The sequence below is a fragment of the Sulfurospirillum sp. HTRB-L1 genome (assembly GCF_059415125.1).
In genome coordinates this window covers 1-18,394 of record NZ_JCAHZR010000012.1, presented here as the reverse complement: position 1 = coordinate 18,394, position 18,394 = coordinate 1, and the positions used below count along the sequence as shown (strand labels likewise).

Genomic DNA, 18,394 nt, shown 5'->3' with positions numbered 1-18,394 from the left:
GTATACTTTCGTAACACTCTAACAGTGAAAAAAGGACAAAATGTGCCTGATTTGTCGTTAGTAATGCTCGGAGCGGGAAGCTCTACACGCTTTGGTCTCCCGGTAAAAAAACAGTGGTTGCGCATCGGTTGTGACCCGCTGTGGCTTGTCGCCACCAAACGCCTTGTTGCGATGCATCCCTTCGCAAAGGTTGTTGTTGTTGCGCCTAGGGCAGAGCTTGCCTACATGCGCCATTTTGGGGATTTCACCTTTTGCGAAGGAGGCGACACCCGCCAAGACTCCCTTAAAGCCGCCCTTGCACACATAGAAAGCGAGCATGTCATGGTTAGCGACATTGCGCGCGCTTGCATCCCCGAAGCACTCTTTAACCGCCTCATCGGAAGCGCGGGGTGTGCTGATGTCATCGTCCCCGCCCTTAAAATCGCTGACACCGCTTTTTTCCAAGATGACCCCATTGACCGCAATGAAGTACGCCTCATCCAAACCCCCCAACTCTCCCGCACCCAAGCCCTAAAACAGGCCTTGCAAAGCGATGTTTCTTTTACGGATGATAGCAGTGCCATCAAAGCAAACGGGGGCACAGCGTGGTACGTGGAAGGGGATGAACGGGCCCACAAACTCACCTTTGCAAGCGACTTGTCCAAGCTTTCGTGCCTTAGCGCACCCTCCTTGCTCACCTTTACGGGCAACGGGTTTGACGTGCACGCCTTTAGCGACACGGGGCCCATGATGCTTGGGGGCGTGGAAATTTCCCAAACCCAAGGGTTCAAAGCCCATTCAGACGGGGATGTGGCCTTGCACGCACTGACAGATGCTATTTTGGGCGCGGCCTGCGCGGGGGACATCGGAGAGTTTTTCCCCGACACTGACCCTGCGTACAAGGGCGCGGATTCGGGAGTGTTACTAAAACACGTAATGGAGTTTATCAAAAGTGTGGGCTTTGAGATGGTGCATTGTGACCTTACTATCATCGCCCAAACCCCAAAACTTGGTGCCTTCAAGGAAGCCATGCGGCGTCGCATTGCCTCTTTGGTCGGCCTTTCTCCTTCTTTGGTCAATGTCAAAGCTACCACCACCGAACATCTCGGGTTCGTGGGGCGCAACGAAGGGGTTGCTGTGTCAGCCAGCGCGACACTAAAATTTTATGATTGGACACGCGCATGAAGATCTTGATTGTTGAAAATGAAATCTACCTCGCCCAAAGTATTGCCTCACGGCTTAACGACCTTGGCTATACGTGTGATAACGCCGCTACCATCAAAGAGGCCTTGCGGGATGAGCATTACGATGCAATACTCCTCTCCACCAACATTTCGGGGCAAAATTTTTACCCCGTCATCGAAAAACACAAATCTTCCATCATCATCTTGATGATTTCTTACATTAGTAACGACACGGTCTCCAACCCTATCAAGGCAGGGGCGAAGGATTACATTCAAAAGCCTTTTATGATTGAAGAGCTCATCCGCAAACTTCAACACCTCAGAGAGTTTGATGCGCTCACTCAAGAAAACGCGACGTACAAGTCTTACCTAGAGCATCTTTTTGAAAATCTTCACACCAAAAAAATCGAACGGCGCACTGCCTTTCCCGTTCTTATCAAGGCGGATTACCAAAAAGATGCCGATGCTTTGGTCTTTGAGTTTGCCAAAACCGCCAAAGAGTCTTTTGTCTTCATCTCCCTCTCGCAACCCAATGCAGTTGAGCGCATCATCAAAGCCCCGCGCGGGCAATTGCTTTACCTCATCAACTTGCAAGCCATCAAGAAGAGTGAAAAAAGCAAAATCTATAACCTTATCGAGCACAAACGCGCCATTCTCTCCTCCACTGATGCCAACGAAGAGAACCTGCCAGAAACCATCGAGTTGCATTCAGAACTTAAGATTTTTGACCATGGTGATATTTTGTGCATCGACGATTATGTTAAATACGTTATAACTACCTTTCAGGCTAAATTTCCTGACACAGAACTTTCTAAAAAACTCGGCATCAGCCGTAAAAGCTTATGGGAGAAGAGGAAGAAGTATGGTATCACTAAGAAAAAATAAACAACTGTTTATCGACAACGAGGCACTTGCCACCTTGGCACTAGCCAAAGAGGGCATCTTGGGAAAAGTCACCAAGCTCATGAACAAAGCAGAAGCTGTAAGCACCAATGAAACGGGGTACTACAAAGGTTCGCCCATGCCTTTTTCGTTCATCATGGCACCCAATGGACGGCGCAACCAAGAAGTCATCACGAGTTGCAAGGCGGGCGAAGTACTTGACCTCATCGTCGGACGTGAGAAAAGGGGGGAGATTGTTGTCGAGGATTACTTTGAGATTGACAAGGTAAAACGCATCACCAACATCTTTGGTACCTACGACCCAAGCGACCACGAAACACAAGTGCTCCTTAAGCGCCTTGGAAAGCTTGCCATTAGCGGGGAGTTTACCTTGGATTTTGACGAAGTCAAGGATTCTAAAGAGTACATCAGAAAAACCAAAGAGGAATTGGGCGCCAAAAAAGTAACTGCGCTCATGATGACGGCGCGCCCCTTTCACCGTGCCCACGAACGGTTGGTACGCATGGCCCTTGAAAAGGCAGACATGCTCGTTATTTTTCTCCTCAAACCCAATAAACTCGATGCGTTTTCCTTTGAATTGCGCCAACGCAGTTTGCAGTATTTTATCGACAATTACCTCCCAAAAAACCGTGTGATTATCGTTCCTTTTGAAAATACGTACATTTTTGCAGGGCACAACAACCCTGTACTTGAGAGCATCGCGGCGTATAATTTTGGATGTACCAAGCTTGTCATTGGGCAAAACCACAGCGGGATTGGAATGTATTTTGACAAAAACCAGCCCCATTCTAGCCTTGACCGCTACAAAAAAGATTTGCCCCTGGAGGTGGTGATTCTCTCCGAATTTGTCTACTGCAACATCTGCAAAACCCTTGTGAGCACCAAAACCTGCCCCCACGGCCAACACCACCACATCAAATACCACTCCGACTCACTAAAGTCCTTGCTCACAGCAGGCATCTTGCCCCCTGCGGTGCTCATGCGCAAAGACATTTCGGCTATCTTGCTTAGTGAGCTTTTTCCTAACCGTTTTGAGAATATTCAGCGCATTTACGATGATATTTTCCCCAACGCTGGGCTTTTGGAAAGTCACGACGAAAAAGACTTTTACCTAGAGCTTATGAAACTTTACCAAACCACTTCACTTGTCTAAGGAATGCCATGCGTGAGCTTTTTTTAACGTTTTTCTATTCGGGGCGTTTTCCCAAAGCGCCTGGTACGGTTGGCACCTTTGCAGGTGCGGCCGTAGCCGTGCCCATCGTCCAATACCTCAGCCTTGAGACACTGTTTTTGGGTGCCTTGCTTTTGGCTATCATTGGCATCAAACAAATCGATGCGTACGAGGCGGCGGGCGGGCCGCACGATGATAAGTCTATCGTCATCGACGAAGTTGTAGGAGTGTGGATTGCGCTAAGCATTAGCTCAGGAACCTTAGCCCAGTGGGTGTTTAGCATCGTGCTGTTTCGGGTATTTGACATTTGGAAACCTTCCATCATCGGACGCATTGATAAACACGTCAAAGGTGGCCTTGGTGTCATGGGGGACGATGTGGTTGCAGGGCTTATTGCAGGGATTTGTAGCAGTATGCTCTTTGGGGTGATGCTTAAATTTGGGCTAGCTTAACTCACTATATTACGCCAATAGGCAGGAAAAGTGTTAAGTTGAGAGAGATTATAATTGATAAATTTTATTAAAAAGGATTGATTATGAAACATTTTCTCACGGCTTTTTTATTTCTGGCTCTTTTCCTCAGTGGTGCTTCGGCTAAAAACTACACCCTTGATGGCGCCCATTCGAGCGTTGCTTTTTCCGTCAAACACTTGATGATTTCCACCGTTAGGGGAAATTTTGACGGCTATCAAGCACGCCTTGCCTTTGACCCTGCTAGCAAAACCTTCACTGGCGTTGAGGCAAGTATTGAGGCAAACACCATCAATACCGCCAACGAAAAACGGGATGACCACCTGCGCAGTGCGGATTTTTTTGATGTAGCCAACCACCCCGCTCTCACCTTCGTCATGAAAAACTACGTTGCCAACGGCGACAGTGGCGTGATGAAGGGTGATTTGACCATCCGTGGTGTCACCTTGCCTGTAGAGCTTAAGACCACTATCAACGGCATCATCAAGGACATGCAAGGCAAAGAGCGCGTGGGCTTCACCCTTGAGGGCACCATCGACCGCAAAGCCTTTGGCTTGACATGGAACCGCGCGCTAGAAGCAGGTGGTGTTGTGGTCGGAGATGAGGTAAAAATGACGATTGACGTGCAGATGATTGGCTCATAACCACACCAACCCTTCTTGTTCAAAAGCGCAAGCAAAGCCCAAAAAAGCTTCTTCTTGCGCTTTTGTAAGTGCCAATTCCCACGTCGCCCCCGCCCCATCAAACACCCGCTCCTTGGTCTCATACTCTTCTTTTTCCACCCAATACTCCACGCGTTGCACAAGGGAATAAGGCACGTAAAAACGCACCGAAGCCTTGGGCGCATAAGGCACAAGAATAGCCGCGTCGATGGCCGCGTTGGTTGCTCCTGCGTAGGCGCGCACCAAGCCCCCAGGGCCCAGTTTGATGCCTCCAAAATAGCGCACCACAAGCACGGCAACGTCGATGAGCTGGGCACCGCGTAAGGCATTAAGCGCAGGAGGGCCCGAGGTGCCTTTGGGTTCGCCATCGTCCGTTTGGTTTTCAACAATCTGGTCGTAAGCGTTTAGCGCACGGTACGCCCAAACGATGTGGCGGGCCTTGGGGTGGTCGGCTTTGAGCTTTTCGCGCCACGCTTCAAAGGCGGAAAAAGGCACCAAAAAGGCGTGAAAGGTGGATTTTTTAATCTCAAGGGTCGCACTGGCGACTTCGGTTAGGGTTTGCATGGCAAAAGTGTAGCAAAAATGCCTTTACATGTAAGGAAAAATCGCCTATAATCGCCCAAAAATGGAGGCAAAATGATACGACAAGCACGCCACGAAGACGCAAAAGCGTTGGCGCCCCTTTTGTATTTGGCCATGGGAGAGATTGCCCATGGGTTGGCGGGAGAGAGCTCTTATGAGAAAACCCTAGCGGTGCTTGCACGCTACATGGAAATGAGGGCGTGTCGGCTGAGCACTGAAAACATCTGGGTGTACGAAGAAAGAGGCGAAGTGGCGGGAGCGATGGTCCTTTACGCTGGGGCGGAGGCGTGCGCATTGGACGTGCCCATTTTGCGTTTTTTGGGGCGAGAGACCCCTTTTGAACAAGAGTGCTCGCCCAATGGCTGGTACCTTGACGCCCTTGCGACAGCGGAGGCTTTTCGCGGGCGCGGCATCGCCAAAAAGCTCATTTGCGAGGGGAAAATTTTAGGCAAAGTGCGTGGACATGAGACTTTCTGGCTCGTAGCCGACGCGCAAAAACAAGAGCTTGCACGCTTTTACAAAGGGCTTGGATTTTGCGCCCACGAAGAACGCACGATTTTAGGCCACCCCTATACTCTCATGGGATGCGCCCTTTAGCTTTACATGTAAAGAAAAATCGCCTATAATCGACCCAAAACAACAGGAGTGTGCCATGGAAAAAAAGGGAAATCCGATGCATTTTTTCTTAGATTTTGCCATCATCATAGGGGTGGCCTTTTTGCTCTACCTCGTGCTTAGCTTTCTTGGCGCACCCCTATGGCTCACCCTTGGCCTCTTAGTCACATGGGGCGCCATCACGGGCTACAAACCCTCTTTGTTCCGCAAACCTTTTGGGTTTTTGTATAAGGAGTAGGAACATAAAGACTTCCTATTAATCAAATAAATTCGTATAAGGTGGGGTTAAAAGCAAGAAGGGTTGCATGCAAACTGAATACCCAACTCCACACCTCTCGCCGCTAAAGCGGGTTTTGAAACCCAAAAGGGTTACAACACAAACCAAAACGCGTACCCCCTCAAGGAGCGTACCGTTGTTTCAAAACCCAAAAGGGTTACATGTAAACCCATTCTCCTCTTTTTTATTGAGCTCTTTTGTGAGGTTTCAAAACCCAAAAGGGTTACATGTAAACAGGTGCAAGATTATGACGAGGAGAATGATAGCGATAGGTTTCAAAACCCAAAAGGGTTACATGTAAACAGTGGTGGAGCAGTGGGTTGTGGAATACTACTGTTGTTTCAAAACCCAAAAGGGTTACATGTAAACCAAACAAGGAAAAGCTCACGTGCATTCACAAGGTTAGTTTCAAAACCCAAAAGGGTTACATGTAAACGATAAAACATATTTAATGCTTGGCCCAATCGCAGGTTTCAAAACCCAAAAGGGTTACATGTAAACACAGGCGTGTAAAATGAGAAAGTTAGTAGCAAACCGTTTCAAAACCCAAAAGGGTTACATGTAAACTCTTTGTCAAAACTGGCGTTGGCTTGCAGGGGCAGTTTCAAAACCCAAAAGGGTTACATGTAAACTCGCTGAAGAAGAAAACGTGACTCCGCAGCAACAGTTTCAAAACCCAAAAGGGTTACATGTAAACTCAAATTTGGCAAAGGGAAGCTTGACTTTCCCACTGTTTCAAAACCCAAAAGGGTTACATGTAAACCTGTTTTCATCTTTCACGGCTCTTTCCTTTGTGTGTTTCAAAACCCAAAAGGGTTACATGTAAACCATCGCCCAGTCCAAGCACGCCTTTGAAGATTGGAAGTTTCAAAACCCAAAAGGGTTACATGTAAACAGTGCAAAAATAACTCTTTCCCACCAAAACTCGAGTTTCAAAACCCAAAAGGGTTACATGTAAACACCGCACGTTTTTTGCCTTGTACGTTAAAACTAGGGTTTCAAAACCCAAAAGGGTTACATGTAAACTCGCTGAAGAAGAAAACGTGACTCCGCAGCAACAGTTTCAAAACCCAAAAGGGTTACATGTAAACGTCATTGAAGCGTACTATCGCGGCGAACATCTGTACAGTTTCAAAACCCAAAAGGGTTACATGTAAACCCTCATGTTTTTATATTCTTCTTTGGGATATATAGTTTCAAAACCCAAAAGGGTTACATGTAAACATTGCACTTTGAAGTCGGACTGCCAAGTCCTTGGAATGTTTCAAAACCCAAAAGGGTTACATGTAAACACTCGAACACACAACCCTACCTTAATATTACCACGTTTCAAAACCCAAAAGGGTTACATGTAAACCCGAGTACAAGCCCACGGTATCGGATATGTGGCTGTTTCAAAACCCAAAAGGGTTACATGTAAACATTTCTTGTCCGCGGGTTCGCGTATCCTCGAAAAAGTTTCAAAACCCAAAAGGGTTACATGTAAACTCAACACCGCCGCCAACACAAAACGCAGTATCAAAACCCGTTTCAAAACCCAAAAGGGTTACATGTAAACAAATTTTGCAGTCTAAACCGACGAAACAAGGAGTGCGTTTCAAAACCCAAAAGGGTTACATGTAAACACAAAACGAAGCGAGCGAAATCCCAACCGAGGATTGTTTCAAAACCCAAAAGGGTTACATGTAAACGCTAGACAATGAGGATTTTTTAGAAATGTGCGGACGTTTCAAAACCCAAAAGGGTTACATGTAAACTGAAGATGTTGATGCCCTTAGCAATACTATTATTTAGTTTCAAAACCCAAAAGGGTTACATGTAAACTCTTCGTAAAGTTACGCTTGACGAATTCGCTAGCTGTTTCAAAACCCAAAAGGGTTACATGTAAACTGGCGCCCCCTTTGATTACGTCGATAGGTGGGGGGGGTTCAAAACCCAAAAGGGTTACATGTAAACTTTTAAAAATTCTGATGATGTTATTCCTCCAAACTGTTTCAAAACCCAAAAGGGTTACATGTAAACTTTCCTTCCTATTATATTGGTACACATCTTTTTTAGTTTCAAAACCCAAAAGGGTTACATGTAAACTGGTGTTGGGGGTCTGACATGGGGGCTCCTTAAAGTTTCAAAACCCAAAAGGGTTACATGTAAACGCTTCGTATATTTCTTATTGCAGCTTCTGCCTCAGTTTCAAAACCCAAAAGGGTTACATGTAAACTGCCGACCGCCAATCAAAACGTTTAGGTTGTTGTCGGTTTCAAAACCCAAAAGGGTTACATGTAAACTTGAAGTGGCACTGTAGGGCATTGTAATTAGATTGTTTCAAAACCCAAAAGGGTTACATGTAAACGGGTCAACGATGAGATCGATACCGCCCCAAAAACCGAGTTTCAAAACCCAAAAGGGTTACATGTAAACGTTAGCATCGCGTCTTCGACTGTATAGCCAAAGCGTTTCAAAACCCAAAAGGGTTACATGTAAACTCATTCTTCTTGCGAAAACGCCTCGATGAGCTCAAGTTTCAAAACCCAAAAGGGTTACATGTAAACGGTAGATTGTCCCAAAGATAATTGGGTTCCCGTCTTCGTTTCAAAACCCAAAAGGGTTACATGTAAACCCAAAGCGCTATGGCATTTATCTTCGAGGATGGCGTTTCAAAACCCAAAAGGGTTACATGTAAACAAAGAGCCTGAGGGTGCGAGTGGGCACACCGAGGGTTTCAAAACCCAAAAGGGTTACATGTAAACAAATGTTTTTTCACTATGTTTTTAGTGACGAACATTTGTTTCAAAACCCAAAAGGGTTACATGTAAACATTACCCGCACATCTTGCAAATAGGGAGGGTCGAGGGTTTCAAAACCCAAAAGGGTTACATGTAAACATCAAATAGCCCTCAGTATCTTTACTTTCAAAGGGTTTCAAAACCCAAAAGGGTTACATGTAAACTTTTAGGAGTCGTATATTTTTCAGGCTTTACATGGTTTCAAAACCCAAAAGGGTTACATGTAAACTCGCATTGGGGAGGATTTGCCCGTCTCGAGAGTCAGTTTCAAAACCCAAAAGGGTTACATGTAAACTCCAGTTTCCAAACGGCATTTACTACAGCAACGAGTTTCAAAACCCAAAAGGGTTACATGTAAACCAAAACAACTTAAGGAGCACGAGATGAAAACTTGTTTCAAAACCCAAAAGGGTTACATGTAAACAAGTGACGGAGAAAAAATCAGGTTCATTCGTCAAAGTTTCAAAACCCAAAAGGGTTACATGTAAACCCCATGCCAAACAGCGCAAAACCGTTAGTCTTGAGGTTTCAAAACCCAAAAGGGTTACATGTAAACGCTGCACAACCGCTAAACAGTGCAACCACTATTAATGGTTTCAAAACCCAAAAGGGTTACATGTAAACCTCGCTAGTGCCAAAGCACCGAACAGGGGGACAAGTTTCAAAACCCAAAAGGGTTACATGTAAACGGATTGTATTAGAGCGGTTTGTTACCTCGGCATAAGTTTCAAAACCCAAAAGGGTTACATGTAAACCCCTAAAAATGAGTATCACATCGCCCGTTTGTTTAGTTTCAAAACCCAAAAGGGTTACATGTAAACGGTGTCATCTTGGTGCGCTTTGCGCTTAGGCCTGGTTTCAAAACCCAAAAGGGTTACATGTAAACTTAAATTCCTGTGTTATAGTTCCACATGAAAAAGTTTCAAAACCCAAAAGGGTTACATGTAAACATTCCCCAAATCCAAATTTCCGCGCTTTTACTTTGTTTCAAAACCCAAAAGGGTTACATGTAAACTGTCGGAGTTCTTCTCGGCATTTTTGGTTTTGTCTCGTTTCAAAACCCAAAAGGGTTACATGTAAACTCTCCCTCGAGCCTTTCTTAAAATTGCAGGTTTCTATGTTTCAAAACCCAAAAGGGTTACATGTAAACCGTTCTAATTATCGTTGCTTCTTTAGCTTATTACTTGTTTCAAAACCCAAAAGGGTTACATGTAAACTCTATTAATACTTACAAGGTTACGGTAATGACTATGTTTCAAAACCCAAAAGGGTTACATGTAAACCGGGCATTGACGCAATCGACAGCGAGGTTGGCGATGGTTTCAAAACCCAAAAGGGTTACATGTAAACCGCTTGGCAATGTCTTCAACGCTGTGATTTTTATGTTTCAAAACCCAAAAGGGTTACATGTAAACATTTTGTACTCATCTTTTGAATTTTTGTCATAGAGTTTCAAAACCCAAAAGGGTTACATGTAAACTAAAAGTCCCCTAAACAAACAGCGGTGCTAATCACGTTTCAAAACCCAAAAGGGTTACATGTAAACATTTAACTACGTTTTCACTGATGGGTTGCGTGGGTTTCAAAACCCAAAAGGGTTACATGTAAACGCAAAGACTTGGGCCATTGTGTTGACTTTGTTGGGTTTCAAAACCCAAAAGGGTTACATGTAAACAGTTTACAAAGACATCACAGGGGCAACGCCTGCGAAGTTTCAAAACCCAAAAGGGTTACATGTAAACCCCGAAGAGGTAGCTATTATCTCAGGCAAAGAGAGTTTCAAAACCCAAAAGGGTTACATGTAAACCGCAGAGAAAACGCGGACAAGCGCATCACGCTGGAGTTTCAAAACCCAAAAGGGTTACATGTAAACCGATGAAGAGTTGCTTGCCTTTGGCAACAATATCGAGTTTCAAAACCCAAAAGGGTTACATGTAAACTGGGGGCGCGGGTCTTTACATGTAAACCCATCCAAGTTTCAAAACCCAAAAGGGTTACATGTAAACCCAAGCGCCAAGCGCTGGAGGTGGAATATCAAGCGTTTCAAAACCCAAAAGGGTTACATGTAAACTTAGAAAGCATGAAGACTACGCAAATATGACCGAGTTTCAAAACCCAAAAGGGTTACATGTAAACAAATAGACGTCTTAAGAGACAACATTTATGATTTGTTTCAAAACCCAAAAGGGTTACATGTAAACGACACCGAGGACGAAATCGACGGCCAGTGTGTTCCGTTTCAAAACCCAAAAGGGTTACATGTAAACATAGAGCTGTAAAACGGAGCAAGTTCGAAAGAACCACGTTTCAAAACCCAAAAGGGTTACATGTAAACCACCCGTACCGCGACAGAGAGCTACGTACTCTTTTGTTTCAAAACCCAAAAGGGTTACATGTAAACTATTTCAATACACCGCGTGTGTCGGTTCAAGAATTGTTTCAAAACCCAAAAGGGTTACATGTAAACGTCTCAGCGGCAATCACGCGTCTTTAACGGTAGATGGTTTCAAAACCCAAAAGGGTTACATGTAAACTAAAACATCCAAAATATCATCATCAAAAAACTCTAAAAGTTTCAAAACCCAAAAGGGTTACATGTAAACTCAAAGCGTGGAGAAAACAAGGTTAGGGAAAATCCCGTTTCAAAACCCAAAAGGGTTACATGTAAACAAGCTTTTACGCGACGGATATATGAGTCAAAATTCTGTTTCAAAACCCAAAAGGGTTACATGTAAACGATATAGGAACATGGTTGGAAGAAAAAAAGGTCGAGTTTCAAAACCCAAAAGGGTTACATGTAAACCACCGTCGTGAGGCCTGATAAATGCTATATAATTGGTTTCAAAACCCAAAAGGGTTACATGTAAACAAAATATTTTGGATTCTTACAAGAGGGCAAAGTAAGTTTCAAAACCCAAAAGGGTTACATGTAAACTTACACAAGAGCGATACAACGCGCTCAAAGAAGTCTGTTTCAAAACCCAAAAGGGTTACATGTAAACACCATATTGAGAAAGAAAGCGAATTCAAGTACCAAGAGTTTCAAAACCCAAAAGGGTTACATGTAAACGGGTTCTTTGGCTACCGTTGAGCTAACAAAAAAGGGTTTCAAAACCCAAAAGGGTTACATGTAAACTAGCGCTATTGCAAAGATTACGCTAGTCTCTTCTAGGTTTCAAAACCCAAAAGGGTTACATGTAAACGCGCGGTCCGCAGGTGTTTCTACGTCTGCGTGTTAGTTTCAAAACCCAAAAGGGTTACATGTAAACCACTAACTTTTGGTAGCATGTTTTATCCTTTTTTTGGTTTCAAAACCCAAAAGGGTTACATGTAAACTCAACGTCAAACCCGCCAAGGCTAGAGTCAAATTGTTTCAAAACCCAAAAGGGTTACATGTAAACTCTCCCGCTTGAAGGAACGCACCATCCTTGTCCGTTTCAAAACCCAAAAGGGTTACATGTAAACACATACAAGGCATGACTGTAAACCACAAAGATGGGTTTCAAAACCCAAAAGGGTTACATGTAAACATGGGGCGTATTCTCTCTCCATGTGTTATCCTTAGTTGTTTCAAAACCCAAAAGGGTTACATGTAAACCTACGCGGTGCGCCTATGGGAAGTGGCGTTTACATGGTTTCAAAACCCAAAAGGGTTACATGTAAACCTAGGCATCACCAAGGGCACACTCGACAACAAGCTGTTTCAAAACCCAAAAGGGTTACATGTAAACAGTATCGCTTAACTTTTTTTTTGCATCGTAAAATCGTTTCAAAACCCAAAAGGGTTACATGTAAACACTTGAGGCTTTGGATGGTGAGGGCTGTAAAGGCTGGTTTCAAAACCCAAAAGGGTTACATGTAAACTTTAAAAAAAGCTTTCCTGCTCCGCAAAACAAAAGGTTTCAAAACCCAAAAGGGCTACATGTAAACCCCTCATTACCCCCCTCTAGGACAATACAAGGAGTGTTTCAAAACCCAAAAGGGTTACATGTAAACACCAAAGAGGCTATCGTGCCCATTGGTCCATGCGGTTTCAAAACCCAAAAGGGTTACATGTAAACAAGAAACAGCGCATTATTAGCGCGGTTGAAGATTGTTTCAAAACCCAAAAGGGTTACATGTAAACTGTGTCGAAAAGGCAGTGGGCCATGCTTGAAAAAGGTTTCAAAACCCAAAAGGGTTACATGTAAACGCTCAACCACGTCCTCGCGTTACCGTATCACCACATGTTTCAAAACCCAAAAGGGTTACATGTAAACGCAGTTGGCCAACTCCCGTGAAACCCAATTTGGGGGTTTCAAAACCCAAAAGGGTTACATGTAAACCGCAAAAGATTTACAGACACAGGCCACCAAGTTCTAGTTTCAAAACCCAAAAGGGTTACATGTAAACTTGGATGTTTAGCGTAACGTGCGCATCCTTATGGTTTCAAAACCCAAAAGGGTTACATGTAAACAAAAGGATTGAATATGTTACCAAAAGTTAGCGGTGGTTTCAAAACCCAAAAGGGTTACATGTAAACTATTAGCCAAGAAATGCCAAAACGGTACCTGAGCGGGTTTCAAAACCCAAAAGGGTTACATGTAAACCCTTTGTAACGCTTTAGACAGGGAGATGATTAATCGTTTCAAAACCCAAAAGGGTTACATGTAAACACCTTTGTCCCCACCAATGCAGTTTTGGAAGGAAGGTTTCAAAACCCAAAAGGGTTACATGTAAACCGGAGACAAATGCAATGCCTGTATACCCGTTACATGGTTTCAAAACCCAAAAGGGTTACATGTAAACCGCATGAGGTCGCGGCTTCTTGCGCGAAGAAGAGGGTTTCAAAACCCAAAAGGGTTACATGTAAACCCGTGATGTGCAAAAACTCCGTATCGCTGACCATGGTTTCAAAACCCAAAAGGGTTACATGTAAACGCTAGAAATGCCGCGCAGGATTGCTTTTACGAAATCTTGTTTCAAAACCCAAAAGGGTTACATGTAAACAAAACATCAAGCAGCGCATTGCTTCGCAGCGGAAAAGTTTCAAAACCCAAAAGGGTTACATGTAAACGCAGTTGTCTATGTGGACGGCCGCAAGCGCACAGGTTTCAAAACCCAAAAGGGTTACATGTAAACGGGAGCGGGTTCAAGGCTTTTTCTTACGATGGGCGTTTCAAAACCCAAAAGGGTTACATGTAAACTGGATGCCTCGCCGTTGGGCTTGGGTGGACCCATGTTTCAAAACCCAAAAGGGTTACATGTAAACGACACGGCGTAAAAAACGTGGCTTACAAAACGCAGTTTCAAAACCCAAAAGGGTTACATGTAAACCAAGTCCCACAAGCATCATGGTGGCTGGTACGGAGCGTTTCAAAACCCAAAAGGGTTACATGTAAACCAACCTCGTTAGCGGGCTTATGGCAACTTACGACCGTTTCAAAACCCAAAAGGGTTACATGTAAACCACGCGCTGGTCTGAAATCTTTTTGCCATACTCTCGTTTCAAAACCCAAAAGGGTTACATGTAAACGTCCTATTTCTAGGTTGGTTGCTCGCATCTCCCAGTTTTGTTTCAAAACCCAAAAGGGTTACATGTAAACCAAGGAATACCAATGTCAATACGGTGTGAGTAGGGTTTCAAAACCCAAAAGGGTTACATGTAAACCGTACGCTACAAATATGCTTTACCGCAACCTAGTGTTTCAAAACCCAAAAGGGTTACATGTAAACTGTCCTAGTAAATGGCTTTGACCTCACATACATGAGTTTCAAAACCCAAAAGGGTTACATGTAAACGGTAGTTTGATGACCACCATCAACAAGGGGAATATTGGTTTCAAAACCCAAAAGGGTTACATGTAAACCGAAGCTCTTTGGCGGCGAACTTGTAGCACAAGTACGTTTCAAAACCCAAAAGGGTTACATGTAAACCATCCCACAAGTTCCCCTCGAAGTCAAAAACTCCGTGTTTCAAAACCCAAAAGGGTTACATGTAAACTTGCTTCGTGGTATCAACGCTCACTCTATTTGGACGTTTCAAAACCCAAAAGGGTTACATGTAAACCTTTGCTGAACTGGTCCACATATTGAGGTGTTTTGTTTGTTTCAAAACCCAAAAGGGTTACATGTAAACGAGTTTGTAGGTGTAGCATACGGTGTGGATGAGGGGTTTCAAAACCCAAAAGGGTTACATGTAAACGCGAAACCACAAGACAGCAAACAAGGAAAGAGATGGGGTTTCAAAACCCAAAAGGGTTACATGTAAACACCGCGCGCACCGAAGAGATGGCAAGGGCTATGAAGTTTCAAAACCCAAAAGGGTTACATGTAAACGAGCGTGGATAAAATGTTGACTCTAGGCATAGTTCGTTTCAAAACCCAAAAGGGTTACATGTAAACGCTTGAGGTTTGGATGGGCGCGCAAGTGCATAAGAGTTTCAAAACCCAAAAGGGTTACATGTAAACGAAGTGGTAGTTCTTCGGGCATCATACGACTATGGTTTCAAAACCCAAAAGGGTTACATGTAAACTTATGAGCAAGAAACAAGGCTTTTTCGACAAATGAGTTTCAAAACCCAAAAGGGTTACATGTAAACTCGTCCAATGACTGATTCAGCACGCAAGCGGTCAAGTTTCAAAACCCAAAAGGGTTACATGTAAACGATGAAAGGCGATGCGCGCCCGATGGTGCAGGGCTGTTTCAAAACCCAAAAGGGTTACATGTAAACCAAAATCATGGCGGTAGAGTACAACGAATCAATTTGTTTCAAAACCCAAAAGGGTTACATGTAAACGGTAGTCAAAATTTGAAATGGCTTGTTTTGAACTGGGTTTCAAAACCCAAAAGGGTTACATGTAAACTATACCGCCAAACTTCCTTGTGATATTTCCAAACATGTTTCAAAACCCAAAAGGGTTACATGTAAACGTGTGATTTTGCAATTTCGCACGCGTGAAACCATTGTTTCAAAACCCAAAAGGGTTACATGTAAACTCTTAATCCATCGCTTGATGGTGATAAATTTTCAAGTTTCAAAACCCAAAAGGGTTACATGTAAACTAATCCCTTGCTGTTTCAAACTCTACATTGCAAAGTTTCAAAACCCAAAAGGGTTACATGTAAACGGTAATATATCTTTTATTGTTGTTACTTGTATTTCAGTTTCAAAACCCAAAAGGGTTACATGTAAACCCTACAAAAACCGCTCATTTTTTTCCTTTTAGTTGTTTCAAAACCCAAAAGGGTTACATGTAAACTCTGTATTAATTCCTGTTATTGTTGTTTTTAATTTGTTTCAAAACCCAAAAGGGTTACATGTAAACTTGATTTACTTCAAAAATTGCTTGTGCTGTTGCTAAGTTTCAAAACCCAAAAGGGTTACATGTAAACATATTTCTGTTTGTTCGCATTTTTCCTGCTCCTTAGTTTCAAAACCCAAAAGGGTTACATGTAAACCAATACATTGTATTTTTGAGCAAATAGAGTTGTTTTAGTTTCAAAACCCAAAAGGGTTACATGTAAACTCACCCAAATTACCCTCTGCCCAAGGATATTGAACGTTTCAAAACCCAAAAGGGTTACATGTAAACTTTTTGATGCATTGTTTGATTTTGGTTTTGATGTTCAGTTTCAAAACCCAAAAGGGTTACATGTAAACAGCATATTGGAACAGAGAGCCACAATACTTGCAAGAGTTTCAAAACCCAAAAGGGTTACATGTAAACTTTGCTTTTTGTTCTGCAAAATTTATTGCATTGTCAAGTTTCAAAACCCAAAAGGGTTACATGTAAACTTTTGGATTGTTCTTACATTCCACCATTGATTTACAGTTTCAAAACCCAAAAGGGTTACATGTAAACAAGCCTTGATTTCTGATTTGATTTTATTGCTTTAGTTTCAAAACCCAAAAGGGTTACATGTAAACCAATTTCATTCATTTTTTCAACACCAAATTTTTTATGTTTCAAAACCCAAAAGGGTTACATGTAAACTTTAATTGATGCAACTTGATGTTGGTGTTGTGATATGTTTCAAAACCCAAAAGGGTTACATGTAAACCATTAGAAGATGCAACACATTCAACAACAGAGTAGTTTCAAAACCCAAAAGGGTTACATGTAAACCAGAACAACAACAGGAACTGGATGAAATGGATTTGGGTTTCAAAACCCAAAAGGGTTACATGTAAACTAAAGGCTTAAAAGTTTTTGTGTTTGTAGTTTTTTGTTTCAAAACCCAAAAGGGTTACATGTAAACTCAAATCCCAGATATTAAAAATAGTATCTTTAAAGGTTTCAAAACCCAAAAGGGTTACATGTAAACGCTATATTAAAAATTTTTACAGGATTATGAACAAGTTTCAAAACCCAAAAGGGTTACATGTAAACAATGATAAGACCCTTTTTAACTGCAAGTGAACTTCGTTTCAAAACCCAAAAGGGTTACATGTAAACTAACGGTCATCTCTTTTCCTTTGTTTGTATTTTTGGTTTCAAAACCCAAAAGGGTTACATGTAAACGGGATGCCAAATACTAAAGCATTGAAAGAATTTTGTTTCAAAACCCAAAAGGGTTACATGTAAACTTCGTGGTTGTTGTTAAATTTATTTACTTTCAAAAAGTTTCAAAACCCAAAAGGGTTACATGTAAACCCCCAACTATTGATTTTTATCTTTTTAGTAGATAGTTTCAAAACCCAAAAGGGTTACATGTAAACGTTTCGCTTTTGTCTTTTGCCTCAAACTCTATTAAGTTTCAAAACCCAAAAGGGTTACATGTAAACCATTGCATCAAGAGCAGGTGACAGTCCAAACAATCGTTTCAAAACCCAAAAGGGTTACATGTAAACATACTTCTACAGTTTGGATGTCGCGGTATTTGGGTTTCAAAACCCAAAAGGGTTACATGTAAACGTTTTGAACAGGTCATTTTTAAAAGGGTATGAATAGTTTCAAAACCCAAAAGGGTTACATGTAAACCTTGTATCCACCTTCAAAATTCGTCGAAATTGTGCGTTTCAAAACCCAAAAGGGTTACATGTAAACTTTTGTTTGACGAGGAGACCTTGGTTGTTTACATGGTTTCAAAACCCAAAAGGGTTACATGTAAACCCGTCTTTTGTGATAACAGCAATCTGTGCGTCAGTTTCAAAACCCAAAAGGGTTACATGTAAACTTATCACCATCAAGCGATGGATTAAGAAACGAAATGTTTCAAAACCCAAAAGGGTTACATGTAAACCCCACGCACCACTTACATTTGTTTCAACACTTGTTGCGTTTCAAAACCCAAAAGGGTTACATGTAAACTGTCGCCAACATCATAAGGCGCATACGGCTCAACGGGTTTCAAAACCCAAAAGGGTTACATGTAAACCGGGGTTCCCTGCCTACATCGGAGATGGCAACGCTATGTTTCAAAACCCAAAAGGGTTACATGTAAACTGTCATGCTCCGCTAGGAGCGCAGCGCCGCTGTTGTTTCAAAACCCAAAAGGGTTACATGTAAACTTTGCGGCTTCGTACTTTTTCCCTGTTGGTCCACGTTTCAAAACCCAAAAGGGTTACATGTAAACAACCTCATTCGAGTACAACGCCCTAGAGCTAGAAGGTTTCAAAACCCAAAAGGGTTACATGTAAACGAGATTGGTTTTTGTGCCACGGTAGAGTTTACATGGTTTCAAAACCCAAAAGGGTTACATGTAAACTCGACGACCAACACACCACGGCGACCTTCGTCGGTTTCAAAACCCAAAAGGGTTACATGTAAACCCGCAATCTGGAC

8 protein-coding genes and 1 CRISPR repeat array are annotated in these 18,394 nt (G+C 42.8%); of the genes, 7 read left to right on the top strand and 1 reads right to left on the bottom strand.

Going from position 1 to position 18,394, the window contains the following annotated elements:
* The first annotated feature begins 42 nt into the window (after positions 1 to 42).
* From AC5SLM_RS13605 to AC5SLM_RS13585, 5 genes are all read left to right on the top strand, one after another.
* Positions 43 to 1,164, top strand: a complete 1,122-nt coding sequence (locus AC5SLM_RS13605; RefSeq protein ID WP_495251519.1) for a bifunctional 2-C-methyl-D-erythritol 4-phosphate cytidylyltransferase/2-C-methyl-D-erythritol 2,4-cyclodiphosphate synthase — start codon at positions 43 to 45, stop codon at positions 1,162 to 1,164.
* Complete coding sequence (locus AC5SLM_RS13600; protein ID WP_495251518.1) at positions 1,161 to 2,048, top strand: response regulator; 888 nt, start codon at positions 1,161 to 1,163, stop codon at positions 2,046 to 2,048. The genes AC5SLM_RS13605 and AC5SLM_RS13600 overlap by 4 nt, the downstream gene beginning before the upstream one ends.
* The gene (locus AC5SLM_RS13595; protein WP_495251517.1) at positions 2,026 to 3,219 is read left to right on the top strand and encodes a sulfate adenylyltransferase; all 1,194 of its coding nucleotides are present in this window, start codon (positions 2,026 to 2,028) and stop codon (positions 3,217 to 3,219) included. The genes AC5SLM_RS13600 and AC5SLM_RS13595 overlap by 23 nt, the downstream gene beginning before the upstream one ends.
* Before the next feature lie 8 nt (positions 3,220 to 3,227).
* A complete protein-coding gene (locus AC5SLM_RS13590; protein WP_495251516.1) occupies positions 3,228 to 3,689 on the top strand; it encodes a phosphatidylglycerophosphatase A family protein in 462 nt (153 codons plus the stop codon).
* An 83-nt stretch (positions 3,690 to 3,772) separates the two neighbouring features.
* On the top strand, positions 3,773 to 4,351 hold the full coding sequence (locus tag AC5SLM_RS13585) for a YceI family protein (RefSeq protein ID WP_495251515.1): 579 nt from the start codon (positions 3,773 to 3,775) through the stop codon (positions 4,349 to 4,351).
* On the opposite strand, the gene AC5SLM_RS13580 is transcribed toward AC5SLM_RS13585, so the two are convergent.
* Positions 4,346 to 4,933 (bottom strand): IMPACT family protein, encoded by a 588-nt coding sequence (locus AC5SLM_RS13580; protein ID WP_495251514.1) that lies wholly within the window; start codon positions 4,931 to 4,933, stop codon positions 4,346 to 4,348. The two genes, AC5SLM_RS13585 and AC5SLM_RS13580, sit on opposite strands and share 6 nt — an antisense overlap.
* A 72-nt stretch (positions 4,934 to 5,005) precedes the next feature.
* On the opposite strand from AC5SLM_RS13580, the gene AC5SLM_RS13575 reads away from it, so the two are divergent.
* Both AC5SLM_RS13575 and AC5SLM_RS13570 read left to right on the top strand, forming a co-directional pair.
* A complete protein-coding gene (locus tag AC5SLM_RS13575; RefSeq protein WP_495251513.1) occupies positions 5,006 to 5,548 on the top strand; it encodes a GNAT family N-acetyltransferase in 543 nt (180 codons plus the stop codon).
* A 55-nt stretch (positions 5,549 to 5,603) separates the two neighbouring features.
* Positions 5,604 to 5,804 carry a hypothetical protein gene (locus AC5SLM_RS13570; protein WP_495251512.1) on the top strand — a complete coding sequence of 67 codons (201 nt, stop codon included), beginning with the start codon at positions 5,604 to 5,606 and terminating at the stop codon, positions 5,802 to 5,804.
* Between the two features lie 177 nt (positions 5,805 to 5,981).
* Positions 5,982 to 18,381: direct repeats of the CRISPR family, unit length 31 nt; unit sequence GTTTCAAAACCCAAAAGGGTTACATGTAAAC.
* Between the last annotated feature and the right edge of the window lie 13 nt (positions 18,382 to 18,394).